The sequence below is a fragment of the Mediterraneibacter hominis genome (genome assembly GCF_014287475.1).
Lineage (GTDB): Bacteria > Bacillota > Clostridia > Lachnospirales > Lachnospiraceae > Mediterraneibacter > Mediterraneibacter hominis.
In genome coordinates, this window is the sequence record NZ_JACOPF010000004.1 from 44,731 (window position 1) to 63,294 (window position 18,564).

At 44.7% G+C, this 18,564-nt stretch carries 16 protein-coding genes; 1 reads left to right on the top strand and 15 read right to left on the bottom strand.

Annotated elements, in window-relative coordinates:
* From H8S37_RS14720 to ychF, 3 genes are all read right to left on the bottom strand, one after another.
* The gene (locus H8S37_RS14720) at nt 1–894 is read right to left on the bottom strand and encodes a zinc ribbon domain-containing protein (RefSeq protein WP_186876829.1); all 894 of its coding nucleotides are present in this window, start codon (nt 892–894) and stop codon (nt 1–3) included.
* Between the two features lie 103 nt (nt 895–997).
* Nucleotides 998–1,954: a prolipoprotein diacylglyceryl transferase gene (lgt, locus tag H8S37_RS14725; protein WP_186876830.1), complete on the bottom strand. Its 957-nt coding sequence runs from the start codon at nt 1,952–1,954 to the stop codon at nt 998–1,000.
* 110 nt (nt 1,955–2,064) lie between these two features.
* Nucleotides 2,065–3,162, bottom strand: coding sequence for a redox-regulated ATPase YchF (gene ychF, locus H8S37_RS14730; protein ID WP_186876831.1), 1,098 nt, complete (start codon nt 3,160–3,162; stop codon nt 2,065–2,067).
* Between the two features lie 311 nt (nt 3,163–3,473).
* Between ychF and H8S37_RS14735 the strand changes: the two genes are divergently transcribed.
* Nucleotides 3,474–5,090 carry a xylulokinase gene (locus H8S37_RS14735; RefSeq protein WP_186876832.1) on the top strand — a complete coding sequence of 539 codons (1,617 nt, stop codon included), beginning with the start codon at nt 3,474–3,476 and terminating at the stop codon, nt 5,088–5,090.
* 75 nt (nt 5,091–5,165) lie between these two features.
* Here the strand turns inward: H8S37_RS14735 and H8S37_RS14740 are convergent, their stop codons facing one another.
* The 12 genes from H8S37_RS14740 to H8S37_RS14795 are packed head-to-tail and all read right to left on the bottom strand — an operon-like array spanning nt 5,166 to nt 18,505.
* A complete protein-coding gene (locus H8S37_RS14740) occupies nt 5,166–5,819 on the bottom strand; it encodes a thiamine diphosphokinase (protein ID WP_186876833.1) in 654 nt (217 codons plus the stop codon).
* The gene (gene rpe, locus H8S37_RS14745) at nt 5,812–6,474 is read right to left on the bottom strand and encodes a ribulose-phosphate 3-epimerase (RefSeq protein WP_186876834.1); all 663 of its coding nucleotides are present in this window, start codon (nt 6,472–6,474) and stop codon (nt 5,812–5,814) included. Before rpe ends, H8S37_RS14740 begins: the two co-directional genes overlap by 8 nt.
* A gap of 4 nt (nt 6,475–6,478) precedes the next feature.
* A complete protein-coding gene (gene rsgA / locus H8S37_RS14750) occupies nt 6,479–7,357 on the bottom strand; it encodes a ribosome small subunit-dependent GTPase A (RefSeq protein ID WP_186876835.1) in 879 nt (292 codons plus the stop codon).
* Between the two features lie 20 nt (nt 7,358–7,377).
* Nucleotides 7,378–9,396: a Stk1 family PASTA domain-containing Ser/Thr kinase gene (gene pknB / locus H8S37_RS14755; RefSeq protein WP_186876836.1), complete on the bottom strand. Its 2,019-nt coding sequence runs from the start codon at nt 9,394–9,396 to the stop codon at nt 7,378–7,380.
* Complete coding sequence (locus tag H8S37_RS14760; protein WP_186876837.1) at nt 9,393–10,133, bottom strand: Stp1/IreP family PP2C-type Ser/Thr phosphatase; 741 nt, start codon at nt 10,131–10,133, stop codon at nt 9,393–9,395. Before H8S37_RS14760 ends, pknB begins: the two co-directional genes overlap by 4 nt.
* A 16-nt stretch (nt 10,134–10,149) precedes the next feature.
* On the bottom strand, nt 10,150–11,235 hold the full coding sequence (gene rlmN, locus H8S37_RS14765; RefSeq protein WP_186876838.1) for a 23S rRNA (adenine(2503)-C(2))-methyltransferase RlmN: 1,086 nt from the start codon (nt 11,233–11,235) through the stop codon (nt 10,150–10,152).
* A complete protein-coding gene (rsmB, locus tag H8S37_RS14770; RefSeq protein ID WP_186876839.1) occupies nt 11,232–12,596 on the bottom strand; it encodes a 16S rRNA (cytosine(967)-C(5))-methyltransferase RsmB in 1,365 nt (454 codons plus the stop codon). Before rsmB ends, rlmN begins: the two co-directional genes overlap by 4 nt.
* Nucleotides 12,589–13,296 carry a zinc metallopeptidase gene (locus tag H8S37_RS14775; RefSeq protein WP_186876840.1) on the bottom strand — a complete coding sequence of 236 codons (708 nt, stop codon included), beginning with the start codon at nt 13,294–13,296 and terminating at the stop codon, nt 12,589–12,591. The genes rsmB and H8S37_RS14775 overlap by 8 nt, the downstream gene beginning before the upstream one ends.
* Nucleotides 13,297–13,341: 45 nt before the next feature.
* Nucleotides 13,342–14,286, bottom strand: a complete 945-nt coding sequence (gene fmt, locus H8S37_RS14780; protein ID WP_186876841.1) for a methionyl-tRNA formyltransferase — start codon at nt 14,284–14,286, stop codon at nt 13,342–13,344.
* Nucleotides 14,287–14,775 carry a peptide deformylase gene (def, locus tag H8S37_RS14785; protein ID WP_186876842.1) on the bottom strand — a complete coding sequence of 163 codons (489 nt, stop codon included), beginning with the start codon at nt 14,773–14,775 and terminating at the stop codon, nt 14,287–14,289.
* 18 nt (nt 14,776–14,793) lie between these two features.
* On the bottom strand, nt 14,794–17,019 hold the full coding sequence (priA, locus tag H8S37_RS14790) for a replication restart helicase PriA (protein ID WP_186876843.1): 2,226 nt from the start codon (nt 17,017–17,019) through the stop codon (nt 14,794–14,796).
* 13 nt (nt 17,020–17,032) lie between these two features.
* Nucleotides 17,033–18,505, bottom strand: a complete 1,473-nt coding sequence (locus H8S37_RS14795) for a UDP-N-acetylmuramoyl-L-alanyl-D-glutamate--2,6-diaminopimelate ligase (RefSeq protein ID WP_186876844.1) — start codon at nt 18,503–18,505, stop codon at nt 17,033–17,035.
* Between the last annotated feature and the right edge of the window lie 59 nt (nt 18,506–18,564).

The window sequence follows — 18,564 nt, forward strand, 5'->3', positions numbered from 1 at the left end:
TTACTGATACAAAAACATTTCTGTAATACAGCAATCATCATATTTATTTCCATCTCTGACGTCAGTAATCGTCACTTTACACTCACTGATTTCTACTGTTTCTCCAAAATCAATATATATCATCCCGTCGAAAGGATTTTCGCTGTGGAAGGGAAGTTCCCTGTCTACATAAGAAAAATCCATAGATTCTTCTCCATATTCTATATGAAACGCTATCGGCGCTCCATTTTTTGCATACAAATCTGCACTGGCGCAAAATCCCGGCAAAATTGCAAGCCCCCTTACCGTTTGTTTCTGACTGCTTGTAAAGAGGATACTTTCATTTGTTCCGTTTCCTGCCACACCGTCCGCCCAACATGTAGAAGCATCCAGATCCTTCAAATTTTCTGCCTCATAATTATATCCACTTTCTTTTAGGACAGAGGACGCAGAAACTGTAAAATCCGCCATATAAATTTCTTCTCCCGCGTACGTCAGCCCTGTTGCTATACCTGTTGGTTCTGGCAGTTCTTTTTCTTCTGCTTTTTCTGTCTCTTCACGTTCTTCTCTTTTTGCCTCTTCCTGTTTTTCTTCCTTTTCTTCCTTCTCCGCCTCTATCTCTTCTTGTTTTTTTGCTTCCTGCTGCGCTTCTTCTTCCCTCTTTTTCAGGAAAAATATAGCGAACGTTGCCGCCAGTATAAGAATGGCGATCAGAAGAACCGTCAGCGCGGCTATTAGCCCTGCCTTCCCTTTTTTCCTTTTCCCTGGCTTCTTTCCACCCTGTTGCTCCCCTTTGTATTCCTTAATATCAGAATGGCCTTGGATTTCTGTTTCCTCCGCCGATACTTTCTGTCCACAGTTTGGGCAGAACTGCTCTCCTTCTTCTATCTTTTTCCCACAATTTTCACAAAACATCTTCCACCTCTCCCCTATTCCTATTTTTTAAATCCCTGTATACCACCTCTTTATGCATGACTTGCCTTGGATGTAATATACAGGGACTGCTCTGGTTTCTTACCTACTTCTTAAATTTGAATATCCGTTCTTTTGTTTTAGGAGGTTTCTTTCCCTCTATTTTCTCCGGCATGGGTTCATATCTTTTCTCCGTTTTCAGAAACGGCATCCTCTTATGGTTTTTCCTAAGATACAAAAGCGCTGCGCCGGTGCCGATTACAATCAGCCCTGCCAGAAGCTGGGATACCGCGATACCAAGTCCTGGAAGGAGCAGTTGATCCGTCCTGAGCCCTTCTATCCATACCCTTCCCAATCCATATCCAAACAAATACAGCAGAAAGAGTTCTCCTTCATACTTTTTGTGTTTCCGGTATGCAAACAAAAAAATCAGCAGCACCATGCACCAGAAAGACTCATAAAGAAACGTAGGATGTACCTGAATATAGCTTACGCCGTCTATCCGCTGCACAGCCCTTCGCATCTGCTCTGTTACATCCGAAGAACGCACCGCATCTAACGGCAGTCTCATCGCAAACAGACTGTCCGTATATTCTCCGAACGCCTCCCTGTTGAAAAAATTTCCCCATCTTCCAAGCATTTGCCCGTTTAGCAGTGCCATCGCAATTGTGTCAAATATCTGTGGCGCCGACAGATGCTTTACCTTAGCCAGCACAAGAACACTAATCACTGCCGCGATCACGCCGCCATAAATAGCGAGCCCGCCTTCCCGCAGATTAAATATATCCAGCAGATTGTCTTTGTACATATCCCAGGAGAATATCACATAGTAAATTCTGGCTCCGGCAATTCCGGCTATCACTCCAATAATCCCCATATCCAGGTAGTCTTCTGGGTTCTGTCTCGTCCTTTTGGCCTCGGAAGCGGCAATCAAAAATCCCAACAGAATTGCCAGCCCAATTATGATTCCATAATATGCAATCTCAAATCCAAAGACACGGACACTTTTCCCCACATGCTCCAGGTAGATACCAAGATGTGGAAAACTGATGTCATAGTGCATAATTATGCTCCTTTCTATATTGCCCTGTCCTGCTTTGCCCGCGCTGTCCATAAAGCAGCAGTCCATGTTTACTGGGTCTTTACGCCTGCCCAAGACATGGAAATATGGTGCTATACATTAAATCTGAACAGCATAATATCCCCGTCCTGCACTACATAATCTTTCCCTTCTAGTCTTACCAGCCCTTTCTCCCGCGCTGCCGCGTAAGTTTTACATGCCATCAGATCCGCATAGCTTACTACCTCCGCACGGATAAATCCTCTTTCGAAGTCCGAATGAATTTTTCCCGCTGCCTGCGGCGCCTTCGTTCCCTTCGTGATTGTCCATGCGCGTACTTCCGGCTCTCCCGCCGTCAGATAGCTGATAAGTCCCAAAAGATGATAGCTCGCTTTAATCAGTTTTTCCAGACCTGACTCCTCTAAGCCCAAGTCCTCCAAAAACATCTTCTTTTCCTCATCCTCTAATTCTGCAATTTCCTGTTCAATCTGCGCACATATCACAAACACTTCGCACTGTTCTCGCTTGGCGTACTCGCGCACTGCCGCAACCTTGGTATTATTCGCTCCATCATCTGCCAGGTCATCCTCCGCCACATTTGCCGCAAAGATGACAGGTTTAGCAGTCAGCAGATTATATCCTGCCATCCACTCCCTTTCTTCCTCGTCATCTGTCTCAAAGGTTTTCGCCATCTTATTTTCTTCCAGATGTGCCTTAATCCGATTCAAAAGCTCCAGCTCTTTTGCTGCCGCCTTATCATTTCGGGAGAGTTTTACTGTTTTTGCAATCCTTCTTTCTAATATTTCCAAATCTGAAAAAATCAATTCCAGATTAATCGTCTCTATGTCACGCAGAGGATCGATACTCCCGTCTACATGGACAATATTGCTGTCCTCAAAACATCTCACAACATGGACGATGGCATCCACCTCTCTGATATTCGCCAAAAACTGATTGCCCAGCCCTTCACCCTTGGAGGCTCCCTTCACCAAACCTGCAATATCTACAAATTCTATCGCAGCGGGAATAATCTTCTTCGTATGGTACATCTCCCCCAATACATCTAAACGTTTATCCGGCACTGTCACGACCCCTACATTGGGATCAATCGTACAGAATGGATAATTTGCTGATTCTGCCCCTGCCTTTGTCAGAGAATTAAACAGTGTGCTCTTTCCTACATTTGGCAGTCCTACGATACCTAATTTCATCTTATTTGTTTCCTCCTATTTAAAATTCCTCTATTTTATTGGCTTGTATCTTCTTTCAGTCATACCAATTTCCTTTTTTTTCTTAAGTTTTTTCTCCATTATTCTAGTTCTTTCCAAGTAAAGGAAGCTCTCATATAGCAAGTTATAGATTACCATAATAAAGCTTCAAATTCAATGTGAATCCGTTATTTTTATGGATAAAACAGACTCAATCTAATGCAAAAGAGCCTTATATGTGATAATATTTTTATGAGTCCTGTCTAAGCTCGTTAAACGCTTAAATATTTTCATTTAATGAGAGGAGCCTTGTTATGAACAATGTTGACCCTAAATCTGTAAAAAGCTGTATACTATCGGGCAATGCCATCCTGGGAATCGAATTGGGTTCCACTAGAATCAAAACCATCTTAATTGATCAAGATCATACCCCCATAATAACCGGCAATTATGACTGGGAAAATAGATTTGAAAATCATATGTGGACCTACGATATAAAAGATATATGGAAAGGGATCTCCGCCAGTTATCTTGATATGTCCACCCGCCTTCGCAGCAAATACGAAGTCTCGCTTACATCTGTAAAAGCAATTGGAATAAGCGCTATGATGCATGGATATATGGCTTTTAACAAAAAGGGACAGTTACTCGTACCATTCCGCACATGGAGAAATACAAATACAGGAGCCGCCGCTGATGCCCTTACAAAATTATTTCATTACAACATCCCGCAGCGGTGGAGTATTGCACACCTTTATCAGGCTATTCTCAACGCCGAACCGCACGTCCAGGATCTGGCTTACATTACCACACTTTCCGGCTATATCCATAAAATGCTGACCGGACAGCGTGTTCTTGGAATTGGAGATGCTTCTGGAATGTTCCCTGTAGATATTGCCACCGGAACGTTTAATCAGACTATGATCTCCCAGTTTAATGCTCTTATTAGGGATAGAAATTATTCTTGGAAACTAGAAGAAATTCTTCCCTCAGTCCTCCAGGCGGGAACATATGCAGGCAGGCTCACAAAGGAAGGCGCTTGGTTATTAGACCCCTCCGGCTGCCTGAAACCAGGAATTCCTCTCTGCCCTCCTGAAGGCGATGCCGGAACAGGAATGGTTGCTACAAACAGTGTGGCTCCCAGAACAGGAAACGTTTCAGCCGGAACTTCTGTCTTTGCCATGATTGTACTTGAACAAGAATTAAAATCTGTGCATCCAGAAATAGATATGGTGACAACCCCCTCCGGCCATCTTGTTGCTATGGCACATGCAAACAACTGCACTTCTGATATAAACGCATGGGTAGAACTCTTCAGAGAATTCTCTGTTCTCACCGGTCATGCTGTAGATAAAGACACGTTATATCCACTGCTTTATAACCTTGCCTTGGAGGGAGATGCGGACTGCGGCGGTCTTTTGTCATACGGCTATTATTCAGGTGAAAATGTTCTTCCTCTTGACGAAGGACGCCCTCTGTTTATCAGAACTCCGGACAGCCATTTTAACTTAGCTAATTTTATGAAGACACATTTATATGCTGCTCTGGCGGCTCTTAAAATAGGAATGGATATTCTTACCAATGAAGAACATGTAAAAATTGATACCATTTATGGACATGGTGGATTTTTCAAAACTCCTATTGTCGGGCAGCGCATTATGGCGGCCGCACTGGGAACTTCTGTAACTGTACGGAAAACTGCTGGAGAAGGAGGAGCCTGGGGAATCGCTGTTCTGGCCTCCTATCTCGTCAACAATCCGTCAGATAAAAGCCTGGAAAATTTTTTGAAAAGTGTTGTGTTTTCTAATGATGACAGCATTTGTCTAAAACCATACCAAAATGAGATCGATGGGTTTGCTCAATTTATACACAGGTTTAAACAAGGACTTCCCGTAGAACAAAGCGCCATCAGACAGATTCCTTCCTCATAAAATTTGGCAGGAAAATATGGTAAACTTTCGTCTTGTTTCCTTCATATTTTCCTGCCATAATTATGCTACTTTCTTTTAATCCCGCGTCTCCATCAGGATAAGTGTTCCATAAGCAAAGGAAATCTCTACCTCGTCCGCGTCAAATTCATTGCTTACACACAGACTGTCATAGGGCATCAGCGTATGTCCTCTAAGAGGATATTTCGCTCCGGAAATATTGACTCCTTCCACAGTTCCTCCCAGAGAGAACACAGAAAAATAAGGGCCAAACGCCTCTTCTTTTTTCAGGCAGATTTCATCCTTCAAAAGCCGTATCTGATTATGACTGTCGAGAAGTCTCGCATCTGCCCCCGCATCCAGGGCAATTTTCAGACTCTGGACATTCGCCCATATATGATCGATTCTTGTTCCCGTTCCTCCTAGTATCACAATCTCTTTTCTCCGCAGATCCATGCAGAGCCTAAGTGCGATCTCTGTGTCAGACGCATCCTTTACCGGATTGAATTCTCTGATAGGAACATTTGTCTCTTCTTTATAGTAATTTACAACGTCTGAAGGAGCGCTGTCAAAATCTCCTACAATATAGTTCGGGCAAATATCGTGTTCATATAAAAAGTCAAGCCCCTTGTCCACCCCGATAATAAATTCTGTCTCTTCACTGTTTAAAACAGAAAGCGCAAATTCTTCCTCTATCATCCCGCCGCTTACAATGACTGTCCGTCTACTCATATTGCTTTAATATCTCCATAAATTTTGCTGTATTTTCTCTGATGTCCCCTTTAAACACACCGGAACCCGATACAATGACATCGGCTCCCGCCTGCAAAACTTCTCCCACATTCCGATGGTAAATCCCACCGTCCACTTCAATCGCCGCTTCTGGATTCTTTTCTTCCAGAAGCCCTCTCAATTCCTGTATCTTGTTTAGAGAATAGGGAATAAAAGACTGTCCGCCAAATCCCGGCTCTACAGACATAATCAAAAACATTTCTGCTTCCTTTAAAAATGGATGCAGCATGTATACCGGTGTATTTGGTTTGATAGATATGCCGGCCTTCATTCCGTACTTATGGATCTCCTCTAATGTCCTGTGCAGATCTTCACATGCCTCATAGTGAACCGTAAGAAAATCTGCTCCCGCCTCCTTGAATGCTTTGACATACCGGATTGGCTCTGTCACCATCAGATGCACGTCCATCACCTGCTCTGTAACTCCGCGAATAGAAGAAAGCACTGGCATGCCAAAAGAAATACTCGGCACAAAATCTCCGTCCATCACGTCAAAATGAATATACTGTGCCCCTGCCTCTGCCGTCTGTCTTAACTGTTCTCCCAGTATTTTAAAATCTGCTGACAAAATAGACGGCGCTAAAATTTTTTGCATTTATCTAATACCTCCTTTTCTCTTTCAATTCCTGATATATATCTGTGTAATCTTTATACCGTATTTTGTGAATTTTTCCTTCTTCCACCGCCGCCTTTACCGCACAGTCCGGCTCATGGATATGATCGCAGCCATGAAACTTACATGTTCCCTCATACTGCGCAAATTCCTTGAAATAATATTTCAGCTCTTCTTTTTCCAATTCATTGACATACAAAGAGCTAAAGCCCGGTGTATCCATAATATAAGAACCTTCTTCTATCACGATCAGCTCCGAATGTCTGGTTGTATGCTTTCCACGTGCAATCTTTTGGCTGATTCTCCCTGTCTCCATCTTCACCTCTGATTGCATCAGGTTAATCAGAGAAGACTTTCCCACGCCGGAAGGCCCTGCCACTGCTGTTGTCTTCCCCTTTAAGAACGCTTTCAGCCGATCCATATTTTCTTCTTTCTTTGCACTTGTAAACAATACCGGATATCCGCATGCCTCATATACTTCCTTTAGTTCTGCAACTTGCGTATCCTGTGCAATGTCCTTTTTGTTAAAGCACAGCACTGCCGGTATGCCTTTACAGTCCATCATAACCAGGAAGCGATCCAGAAGCTGAAAATGTGGGCTGGGCTCTGTCACAGCAAATACAACCAAAGCCTGGTCAATATTGGCGACTGCCGGACGCACCAGCTCATTTTTGCGCGGCAGGATTTCTATAATGCTGCCTTCTTTTTCTGTATCGCTGAACACTTCAATTTCAACTTCGTCTCCTACCAGCGGCTTTTTTTTATCTTTTCTGAAAATCCCCTTTGCTTTACACTCATAAACACCGGATTCTACTACGTCAACGTAGTAGAATCCGGCAATTCCTTTTATTATTTTTCCCTGCATCTTATCTTACCTTGCTGTCACTACTCAGCTTCATCCGATCCGTCCCCGTCTGTCCCCGGATCTGTCTGCTCCGGCCCCTTGCTCACTACGAAGTCTATATATGTCCCCTCGTCCACACTTCCACTGACAGCCTGCCGGATGACAATCCCCTGTCCGAAATCGTTACTGTACTCATACGTAATCTGTCCCACTTTCAGACCTGCACTCTCAAGCATCTGCCGCGCATCTGCCTCTGCATATCCGGCAATCGGCGGAACCGGCACTTTCTTTGTCTGCGGCCCTTTACTGATAACATAATCTACATTGGAGCCTTTATCCACCTTTTTGTCCGCCTTTGTTCCCTGTGAAATAACCTGTCCTGCCTCATACTTATCGCTGTATTCTTCGGTCACATTTCCGGGATTTAATCCTGCGTTGTACAGCGCGTTCACCGCGTCCTCTGACCACATCCCCACTATGTCAGGCACAGTGGCAGGCTCTGCCCCAAGGCTTACATACATCTTTACTGTAGAGCCCTCTTTTACTTCTGTTCCTGCGGCAGGATCCGTAGAAATCACTTTTCCTTCCTCCACAGTATCATCATACTGTCCTTCGGAGGTTACTACAAGATTTGCCTTCTCTAATGCCTTCTGCGCACTGTCCTCATCTTTTCCCGTCACATCTGGTACAGAAATTGTCTCTGCTTTCTTGCCTGTGCTTACCACTACTTTTACTTCTGTATTTTTCGCTACCTTTTTCCCTTTTCCTGGATCCTGACTGATAATCTCGCCTTTCTCATATTTCTCTGACTCTTTCCGTTCGGAGACAACCATCCCCAGCTTCTTTTTATTCAGCGCTTCTTTTGCTTCCTCTTCTGTCATTCCTGTGACATCCGGCACTGTTACTTTTGAGGAAGTTGTCTGTGTCGTGCCTGCGCCTCCTTTAAAAAGCCCTGCCGCGTTCGCGATCATAAAAATTACAGCGAGAGCGATCACCGCAGCCGCCACTATCATCAAAATTTTCATGATCTTCTTCGTATTCGGATCTACATTATTTTTCTTACGATTCTTTTCGTACCTGCTGTCCTCGTCGTCATCTTCCTCATCATCATAGTCTTCATCGTCATACTCCTCGTCATCATAAGGACGGTTCTGCACACGCTCCATCTCTTCTGTAGACATCACAACCGTTCTGTCACCTGTATTGCCGTAAATGCCGGAATAGACAAAATCCCCTTCCGGATCAACTAGAGAACGCTTCAGATCCAGAATCAAATCTTCACAGTTTAAGTATCTGTTTTCTGGATTTTTCTGCGTACATTTTAAAATGATACATTCCAGGCTGTAGGGAATATCCGGCACTTCCTCTGCCGGGGACGGTACCTCCTCCTGCAAATGCTTAATCGCGACAGAGACCGTAGAATCCCCGTCAAACGGCACATGTCCTGTAACCATTTCGTACATGGTAATACCGGCAGAATAAATGTCGCTCTTTTCATCTACAATACCGCCCCGCGCCTGTTCCGGCGAAGTATAATGTACCGATCCCATCACACTGGCGCTGATCGTATTTGTAGAAGTCGTCGCTCTCGCGATTCCGAAATCTGTTACTTTTACCTTCCCGTCTTTGGAAATAATAATATTCTGGGGTTTGATGTCCCTGTGAACGATATGCTGGTTGTGAGCTGCCTGAATACCTGTCACCATCTGAATCGAGATGCTGATGGTTTCCTTCGCTGAAAGCTGTCCCTTCTTCTCAATATAATCTTTCAGCGTGATTCCTTCTACCAGTTCCATGACCATATAATAAAGGCCCCGATCCTGTCCTACGTCATACACATTGACTACGTTCGGATGCATCAGCCCCGCCGCAGCCTGTGCTTCGCTTAAAAATTTCTGGATAAACACTTCATCCGTACGGAAATCACTTTTCAGCACTTTAATCGCTACATATCGGTTCAGCTTGTGGTCTTTTCCTTTATACACATCCGCCATTCCGCCGGAACCAATACGGCCCAGTATTTCATACCGTTTTCCTAAAAATACTCCTTCTTTAATCATATACTCACCTCATCTGCGAACGGTTCCACCAATACAATTCCAATATTGTCTGTACCGCCGTTTTCTTTTGCAGCTTCTACCAGAGACTGCGCCGCTTCTACGATGTCTCTTCCACCCTGTACAATATGGAAGAGCTCCTCATCCTCCACCATATTGCTCAATCCGTCTGTACACATCAAGATGATGTCCCCCTTTTTCAGACGGTGCTCGTAAAAGTCTACCTCCACATCTGCCTTCGCCCCGATTGCCCTTGTGATAATATTTTTGTCTGGGTGATGCTTTGCCTCTTCCGGCTTAATTCCCCCCAGACGCACCATCTCTTCCACAAGAGAATGGTCCTTTGTCAGCTGCTGGATTCCCTGGTTAATCAGATATAAACGACTGTCCCCGACATTGGCAAAATACATCATCTGTCCCTCGATTGTTGCCGCAACGATTGTTGTCCCCATTCCTTTGAGGTGTGTATCCGAAGAAGCTTTCTTGATAATTTCTTTATTTGCTTTTTTAATCGCCTGTACAAGCGCCTTTTCTACATCTTCCTCATCGCTTTGCTTTAACTCCCGCTGCAAAACCTCTACTGTGTATTTGGATGCATAATCTCCCGCCTGATGTCCTCCCATTCCGTCTGCCACCACAAATAAATTGTGCAGGGTACCAAGCGGTTTGTCCGTCGTATAGACATAATCTTGATTTACCTGTCTTACCATTCCTACGTCAGTAATGGAAAATGTCTTCATAAATCTTCTCCTTTAATTATTCTGCCAATTTCTCCTCTTTTTTGCAGATACATGTCTGCGGCTGCTGTCTGGAGGAAGGGGTATACCGCCTGCGAAGCTGTCCGCAGGCCCCGTCAATATCTGCGCCCATTTCCCTTCTTATAGTAACATTTATCCCATTTTTTTCAAGTTTATTTTTGAAATTCAAGGTATTTTTACTGTCCGGACGCTGAAACTTATGCTCCTGAATCGGATTTACCGGAATTAAGTTCAGATGGCAGTTCCTGGGCTTCAAAATCTGAATCAGCTCTTTTGCATCCTGGTCTGTGTCATTGACATCATGGACAAGGCTGTATTCAAAAGTGATTCTTCTGCCCGTTTTTTCAAAGTATATATCACATGCATGTAATACCTCTTTTAGATCATACTTATTTGCCACAGGCATAAGTATCTTCCTTTTTTCCTGTGTAGAACCATGCAGGGACAGTGCAAGCGTAATCTGTAAGGACTCCTCTGCCAGCTTAAGAATCTGCGGTACCAGACCACAGGTAGATACGGTAACATTCCGCTGACTGATATGCAGCCCATGTGTATCGGTGAGAATTTGGAGGAAGCGCAAAAAATTCTCATAATTATCGAGTGGTTCTCCAGTACCCATCACTACTACATTGGACACCCTCTCACCGGTCATTTTCTGAATCTGGTAAACTTGCCCCAGCATTTCTGACGGATACAGGTTCCTGACGAGTCCTCCGATTGTGGAAGCACAAAAACGACACCCCATCCGGCATCCTACCTGTGAAGAAATACAAACGGAGTTCCCATGCTTATAACGCATAAGAACACTTTCCACCATATTGCCGTCATACAGTTCGAAAAGGAATTTATTCGTTCCGTCTAATTTTGATTCCTGTCTCTTGAACATCCGGACAGGAAGGATGACATATTCTGCATTCAGCTTTTCTCTTAATCCCTTGGACAAATTTGTCATTTCATCAAATGTGTCTGCAAGCTTTACATGCATCCATTCGTAGATCTGTTTTGCACGAAACTTCTTTTCCCCAAGTCTCTCTATTTCTGTCTGCAGTTGTTCATATGTATATGCACGAATTTCTTTTTTCATATCCTGTCACTTTCTTTTTTACGCACCAGCCTGGCAATAAAAAAACCATCGCTGTCATGGATTCCTGGAAGAAGCTGAAGCCATCCTTCACCGCTTACACTTTCCTTCAATTCTTCACACAAGTCTTCTTTTATATTCTCCAGTACAAAATCGGGATGGTTTTTCAGAAACCAACGGACGTTTTCCTCATTTTCCTCTCTGTGTATGGTACAGGTGCTGTATAGGAGAGTTCCCCCTGGTCTCACATAATTCTGCACAGTACTTAATATATTTCTCTGCAGAAAAACCAGCTCTTCCATTCCCTCCCTGGTGATTTTATATTTTAAGTCTGTCTTTTTTCCAAGTACTCCCAAACCAGAACAGGGCAGATCGGCGAGTACAATATCCGCCTTTCCTCTCTCCTTTTCATCTAGTATTGTCGCATCCTTACAGACTGCCTTTATATTTTTCAAGCCTGTACGCGCAATATTTTCTTCTATCAATTCTGTCTTGTACACCGTCAGATCCCTGGCTTCTACAAAGCCAGTGTTACAAAGCTTTTCCGCCATGTGAAGCGCCTTACCTCCCGGGGCCGCGCAGACATCCAATATTCTGTCATTTCTCTTTACCCGCGCAGCCTCCACTGCAAGCATAGAGCTTATATCCTGTACAAGAAACCATCCTTTACAAAAGCAGTCCAGATTTTTAAGGTGATCGTAACCCGATATGCGAAACGCATACGGTAGATAAGGATGTTCCTTTACATGCACCCCCTCCTTCATAAGCGCTTCCTTTAGCATTGACGGGGATATCTTCTCTTGATTACAGCGGATCGTAACCGGAATTTCCCGTTGAAAGGAGGCGGCAATTTTCTCTATTGTTGCTGTGTCTATGTCCCTGCTCCACATATCCAAAATCCACTCTGGCATAGAGTATTTTACAGAGAATGCTCTAGTTCCTTCTTTCGGATACTCTGCCTTATCTATATTTCTCGCCACATTCCGAAGCACTCCGTTTACAAATCCTTTTAGGTTTGCAAATCCTTTCTTCACTGCCAGCTTCACAGCTTCATTGCAGACCGCCGCATCCGGAATACTGTCCATATATTTCAGCTGGTATACAGCACTCCTTAATATCGCGCGGATCACCGGTTTCATTTTCTTTACTTTTACTTTTGAAAAGCAATCCAGTATATAATCTATCTCTATCAAATGTTCCAGCGTCCCTTCTGTCACGCGAGTAATAAAGGCACGCTCTTTTTTCTCCATATACTGGTACTTTTCAAGAGTTCTGCGAAGCACAATGTGACTGTATTCTCCTTCTTCTGTCACTTCTAAAAGAATTCCAAGCACCAGCTCCCTCTCACTTACCGGCTTAGTCATGGTTCCTTCTTCCTCCTGTCAAAATCAATAGACGAAGAAGCTGCAAAATCATTGCAGCAGCACTCGCCACATAGGTAAGCGCCGCTGCGCTTAAAACTTTCTTCGTCGCATCCACCTCATCCGGATACAGCATGCCGGAGGTTTCCAACACTCTGACTGCCCGGCTGGAGGCATTGAACTCTACCGGAAGCGTGATAAGCTGGAACAAAACAGCAGCCGAAAACAAGTAAATTCCCAGATTGATCAGAATAGAGGACATGTTCCCATTTATAAAAAGCCCAATCAGAATCAACGGCCACGCCGCCATAGAACCAATATTTGCAACCGGAACCAGGGAACCTCTGATCTTCAAAGGCGCATATCCGGTCGCATGCTGTACCGCGTGTCCACATTCATGCGCCGCTACGCCGATCGCCGCCACAGAAGAAGAATTGTATGTCGCATCAGAAAGTCCCAGCGTCTTATTCCTGGGATCATAGTGATCTGTCAGATTTCCCGGAATATGATGCACCGTCACATCATAGATTCCATTCATATGCAAAATCCGTTCTGCCGCCTCTTTTCCTGTCATGCCCGTATGACTTCGCATACGGGAATATTTCGCATATACCCGATTTACCCGGGAGGAAGCGATAATACAAATCACTGCTCCGATAAGCACTAAAATATACGTAGGATCCAGATAATATCCGTAAAACATAGTTTCTCCTCCTTGAAATTTATACCGGCATACATAAGTCCGGGCTTACTCGTGAAACACCGTTCCTGCTTCGATTGTATACCCCCGCAGAAAAGCCTCCGTCTCCATTCTCTTTTTTCCTGGAATCTGTAGTTCATAGACAGCGAGTATTCCGTCGGCAGTCTGTACACAGACACAGTCCTTTCTTACCGCCGTCACTGTTCCCGGAACTGCCCTTTCGTTTTTATCCTTCTCCTCTGGTTCTACCTTTGCTCTCCAGATTTTCAATACTTTATCCTGCCAGTGTGTATATGCACTTGGCCAGGAATTTAAGCCTCTCACCAGCCGTTCTATCAAAACTGCCGGCTGGTTCCAGTCGATATTTCCTATCTTCTTATCCAGCATCTTCGCATAGGCAGTCGGACTTTCTCCCTGCTTTTCAAATGCCGCAGTTCCTTCCTCTATCCTTTTTAAGGTCTCTACGCAAAGCTTTGCTCCTGCCACGGCAAGTTTATCGTGCAGACTCTCTCCTGTCTCATTTTCATCAATTGGCACCTCTGTCTTTAGAATCATGTCCCCTGTATCCAGTCCTTCGTCCATCTGCATTGTCGTAACACCCGTCACACTCTCCCCGTTTATGATCGCCCACTGGATAGGGGCTGCTCCCCTGTATTTTGGAAGCAAAGATGCATGAACATTGATACATCCGTACGGAGTAAGGGTCAAAATTTCTTTCGGCAGTATCTGCCCAAATGCGATCACAACCATCACATCCGCAGCATATTTCTTTAATTCTTCCACACATTCTTTCTTTCGAATTTTTTCCGGCTGAAAGACAGGAATCTGGTACTTCTGCGCCGCCTCCTTTACAGGCGAAAACTGCACCTCTTTTCCACGTCCTCTTTGTCGGTCAGGCTGTGTCACCGCAAGGCAGATCTCATGTCCTGCCTGTATGAGCGCTTCAAATGTCCCCACCGAAAAGTCCGGTGTTCCCATAAAAATAATCCGCATCTATTCTTCCTCCTTCGTTTCCTCCTCATTGTACGACACATCATGCAGCCCGTCCTGCGTCTTGTCTACATACAGCTCCCCTTTTAAATGATCGATTTCATGGCAGAATGCCCTTGCAAGCAGGCCTTCCCCTTCCATCTCAAAGGGTTCCATATTTTCATCAAGAGCGCGCACTTTTACACGCTCCGGACGTGTCACGATCCCCCACTTTCCAGGCACACTTAAGCATCCCTCTTCTCCCGTCTGCTCCCCAGATGTTTCTATAATCTCTGGATTTACAAGCACAATCGGTCCTTCTCCCACATCGATAACCACAATTTTCTTCAGGACGCCAACCTGCGGTGCTGCAAGGCCTACCCCCATCTTCTCATACATGGTATCCAGCATGTCTTCAATGAGTATCTTTGTGCGGAATGTCATCTTTGCAACCTCTTTACATGGTTTTGTTAATATTTCATCTCCTATTTCACGTACTTCTCTGATTGCCATAATTGCCTCCTGTTTTTCTTATAGATACATCGGATTGAAATCAAACTGAATCCGCATCTTAGCAAATCCAGAATTCACTTCAATATATTGCTCTAGTCTGTTTTTTATCCCTACCAGTGTATCATATCTTTTTGCTTTTATATAGAGTACTCTTCGATATACATCGTTGATTTTTCCGATTCCAGGGCTTGCAGGCCCAATTATCTGTATTTCTCCTGCCCCCCAAAAACGCGTGACAAATTCCTTTAAATATTTGCATCCTATCTCTAATATAGCCTCTTCTTTGCCGCTTGCCAGTACAGCCAGCAGATTCTCTGCCGGCGGATACCCCATCCATTTACGATACTGAATTTCCTCCGCATAAAAGGTTTCATAGTCCTGCGCTGCCGCTGTCTCTACAGCATAGTGCTCAGGGCTGTATGTCTGAATCACTGCTTCTCCTTCTATATCGCCTCTTCCAGAACGTCCCACCGCCTGTGTCAGAAGCTGAAATGTACGTTCTCCGGCGCGGTAATCATCTGCATATAAAGACATGTCTGCCGCCAAAATCCCCACCAGTGTCACATCTGAAAAGTCGTGTCCCTTTACAATCATCTGTGTACCTACCAGAATATCTGCCTCTTTGTCTGCAAAGGCAGACAAAATCTTTTCATGCCCGTCTTTCCCACGTGTTGTATCCATATCCATCCGAAGGGTGCGTGCCTGCGGAAACCTACGCTTTACCATCTCTTCAATCTGCTGTGTCCCCGCTTTAAATTCCCCCACATGCCGTGATCCGCATACAGGGCAGGCAGACGCTTTCGGCTCCTCATACCCACAGTAATGACATACAAGCCTTCCATTCCTGTGCAGAGACAGTGACACGTCACAATGGGGACACTTTATCACATGTCCGCACTCCCGACAGGAGAGAAAGCCTGCGTATCCTCTGCGGTTTAAAAACAACAGGATCTGCTCCTTTCTTTTCAGCCTTTCCTCCATCATCTCTTGTAGCTTTCTGCTTAAAATAGAACGATTTCCACTTTTTAATTCCTCCCGCATATCGACAATGCTTACTTTTGCCAGCTTCTGCATGCCGCTTCTGTTCTTCATTTCCAACAGCGTATAATTTCCCTGCCTTGCGCGGTACATTGCCTCCATAGAAGGGGTTGCACTTCCCAAAACTACACTCGCTTGTTCCATACTTGCCCTTTGAATCGCCGTCTCTCGTGCATGGTACCGCGGCACCTGTTCGCTTTTATACGTATTCTCATGCTCCTCATCTATGACGATCAACCCTAAATTTGGCAGCGGAGTAAACAATGCAGAACGCGGCCCTATCATCACATCTACTTTCCCATCTTTGGCCCGCAGCATCTGATCATAGCGTTCACCCGCAGACATCCGCGAATTCATAATAGATACCCGATCTCCAAAACAGCTATAGAACCGCATTACTGTCTGATATGTCAAGGCAATTTCTGGTATCAGTACAATCGCCTGCCTGCCCTGGCTCACTACAAGCTGTATCATTTCCATGTATACTTCTGTCTTACCACTTCCAGTAACCCCATAGAGCAGATACGTTTTATAGAATTGTCGTTCATAGTCTTGCCGAAAAGTGTCAATCGCATGCTTTTGTTCCGGCGTAAATGTAATTTCTTTCCTCTGCTGCGTCTTTCCTTTTACAGGATTGCGGTATATCTGTTCGGACTCTAAAGCGATCACCTTTTGCTCTTCCAACGCCCGTATCACAGACATTGTAATACTTAGCTTCTTGGTGACCAGTTCATAATCCAACACCGGATGATCCAAGAGTGCAGCCAACAGCCTCGCACGCGCTCTCTGATTTTTTTCCAGATAAAAGGCCAGTCTTTGCTCTCCTGCCTCTTTGTCCAGGAGGAGCCGCACCTGTCTTTTCACCTTTGCATTTTCCTTTTGCTTGATGGGAAGTACCGTCTTTAATGCCTGAATCATCGTTCCGCCGTACTGCTCCTTCATCCATGCCGCAAGAACAATCAGTTTTGCCTCAATCGCCACGCCGTCCTTGGAGATTTCCTGGATTTCTTTTATTTTGGACACATCATAGTCGCTGTGCTCGGAAAAGCCCGTCACGTACCCTTTTGTAATCCGGTTTCCTTTTCCGAACGGAATCCATACTTCCATACCAATAGAAAGTTCCCCTTCCATTCGGGAGGGGACTTTGTATTGAAAAATTTTATCCAGCTTTTCGTGTGTAATATCCACAATAATATTGGCAAACATGTATCTGCCTCACCTACTTTTTCTCTTCTTTTCTTTCTTCTAATACTTCCTGAATCAAAATACGCTCATCCATCGGGTATTTCACACCCTTGATTTCCTGATAATCTTCATGCCCCTTTCCTGCAAGGACAATGACATCCCCTGTCTGTCCATGTTCAATAACATAGCGGATTGCCTCTTTCCGGTCACAGATCTCTATATATTTCCCTTTTGTTCTTTCAATTCCCTTTTTAATGTCATCTATAATTGCCTGTGGCTCTTCAAATCTTGGATTGTCAGATGTAATCACTGTCAGATCTGCAAGCCGTCCTGATACTTCCCCCATTTCATATCTGCGATCCTTCGATCGGTTTCCTCCGCAGCCGAACACACAGACCAGTCTCTGCGGATGATATTCCTTCAGCGTTGTCAACAGGCTCTCCAGGCTCATTGCGTTGTGTGCATAGTCGATCATCAATGTAAAATCCTCTGAGACCTTCACCATCTCAATCCTGCCTTTGACCTTCGCTTGCTTCAGTGCTCTTTTAATCTTATCCGCCGGCACATCAAAATGACGGCACACCGCAATTGCTGTCAAAGAATTATAAACACTGAATGTCCCTGGAATATCGATCTCTACCTCCATATCCATAACACCTGAAGCATGGTATGCCACCCCCAGGTAGCCCGGCCTGGTTACGAGATGCACATCCATAGCACGCAGATCTGCTTTCTTGGAAAATCCAAATGTCTCCGTCCGGCAAGCAGCATTTTGAAAAACGTCTTCAAAATATTTATCGTCCACATTTGCAATTCCAATTCTGCACTGCTTAAACAACAACCCCTTGCATCTTTTATAGTCTTCAAAATCCTTATGTTCATTGGGCCCGATATGATCTTTTCCCAGATTCGTAAAAATCCCTATCTCAAACGGAATCCCTGCGGTTCTATGAAGCATCAAGCCTTGGGAGGACACTTCCATTACAACACTGTCGCAGCCTTCCTTGAGCATCCTGGCAAAATACTGGTGGATCGTATAAGACTCCGGTGTTGTATTCGCTGCCGGAATCCTTTCCTCACCAATGATCGCCTCAATGGTTCCGATTAACCCTACCTTATGTCCTACCTCCTCTAAAATCGATTTGATCAGATAGGTCGTAGTAGTCTTTCCCTTTGTCCCTGTGATTCCGATGATTTTCAGCTTCTCTGCAGGATAACCAAAATATGCCGCTGACATCAAGGCAAGGGCATACCGGGAGTCGCTGACCTTTATCACCGTCACCCCCTCTGGCGCGTCCACCTTTCTTTGCACAATCACTGCCGCTGCTTTCTTATCTGCCACTTCCTTTACATACGCATGCCCGTCAGATACTGCTCCACAGATACATACAAATACAGAACCTGCCTCTACTTTCCGAGAATCATTGACAAGCGTTGTCACCTCCGTCTCATCACTTCCCTGGATCACTTCATATTCCAAACGTTCTAGTAACTCATTTAGTTTCATTCTTTACTCCTCCTCAGGAAACCTCTGCCTCTTTATCAGGCCGGATTTGTCTCAATACG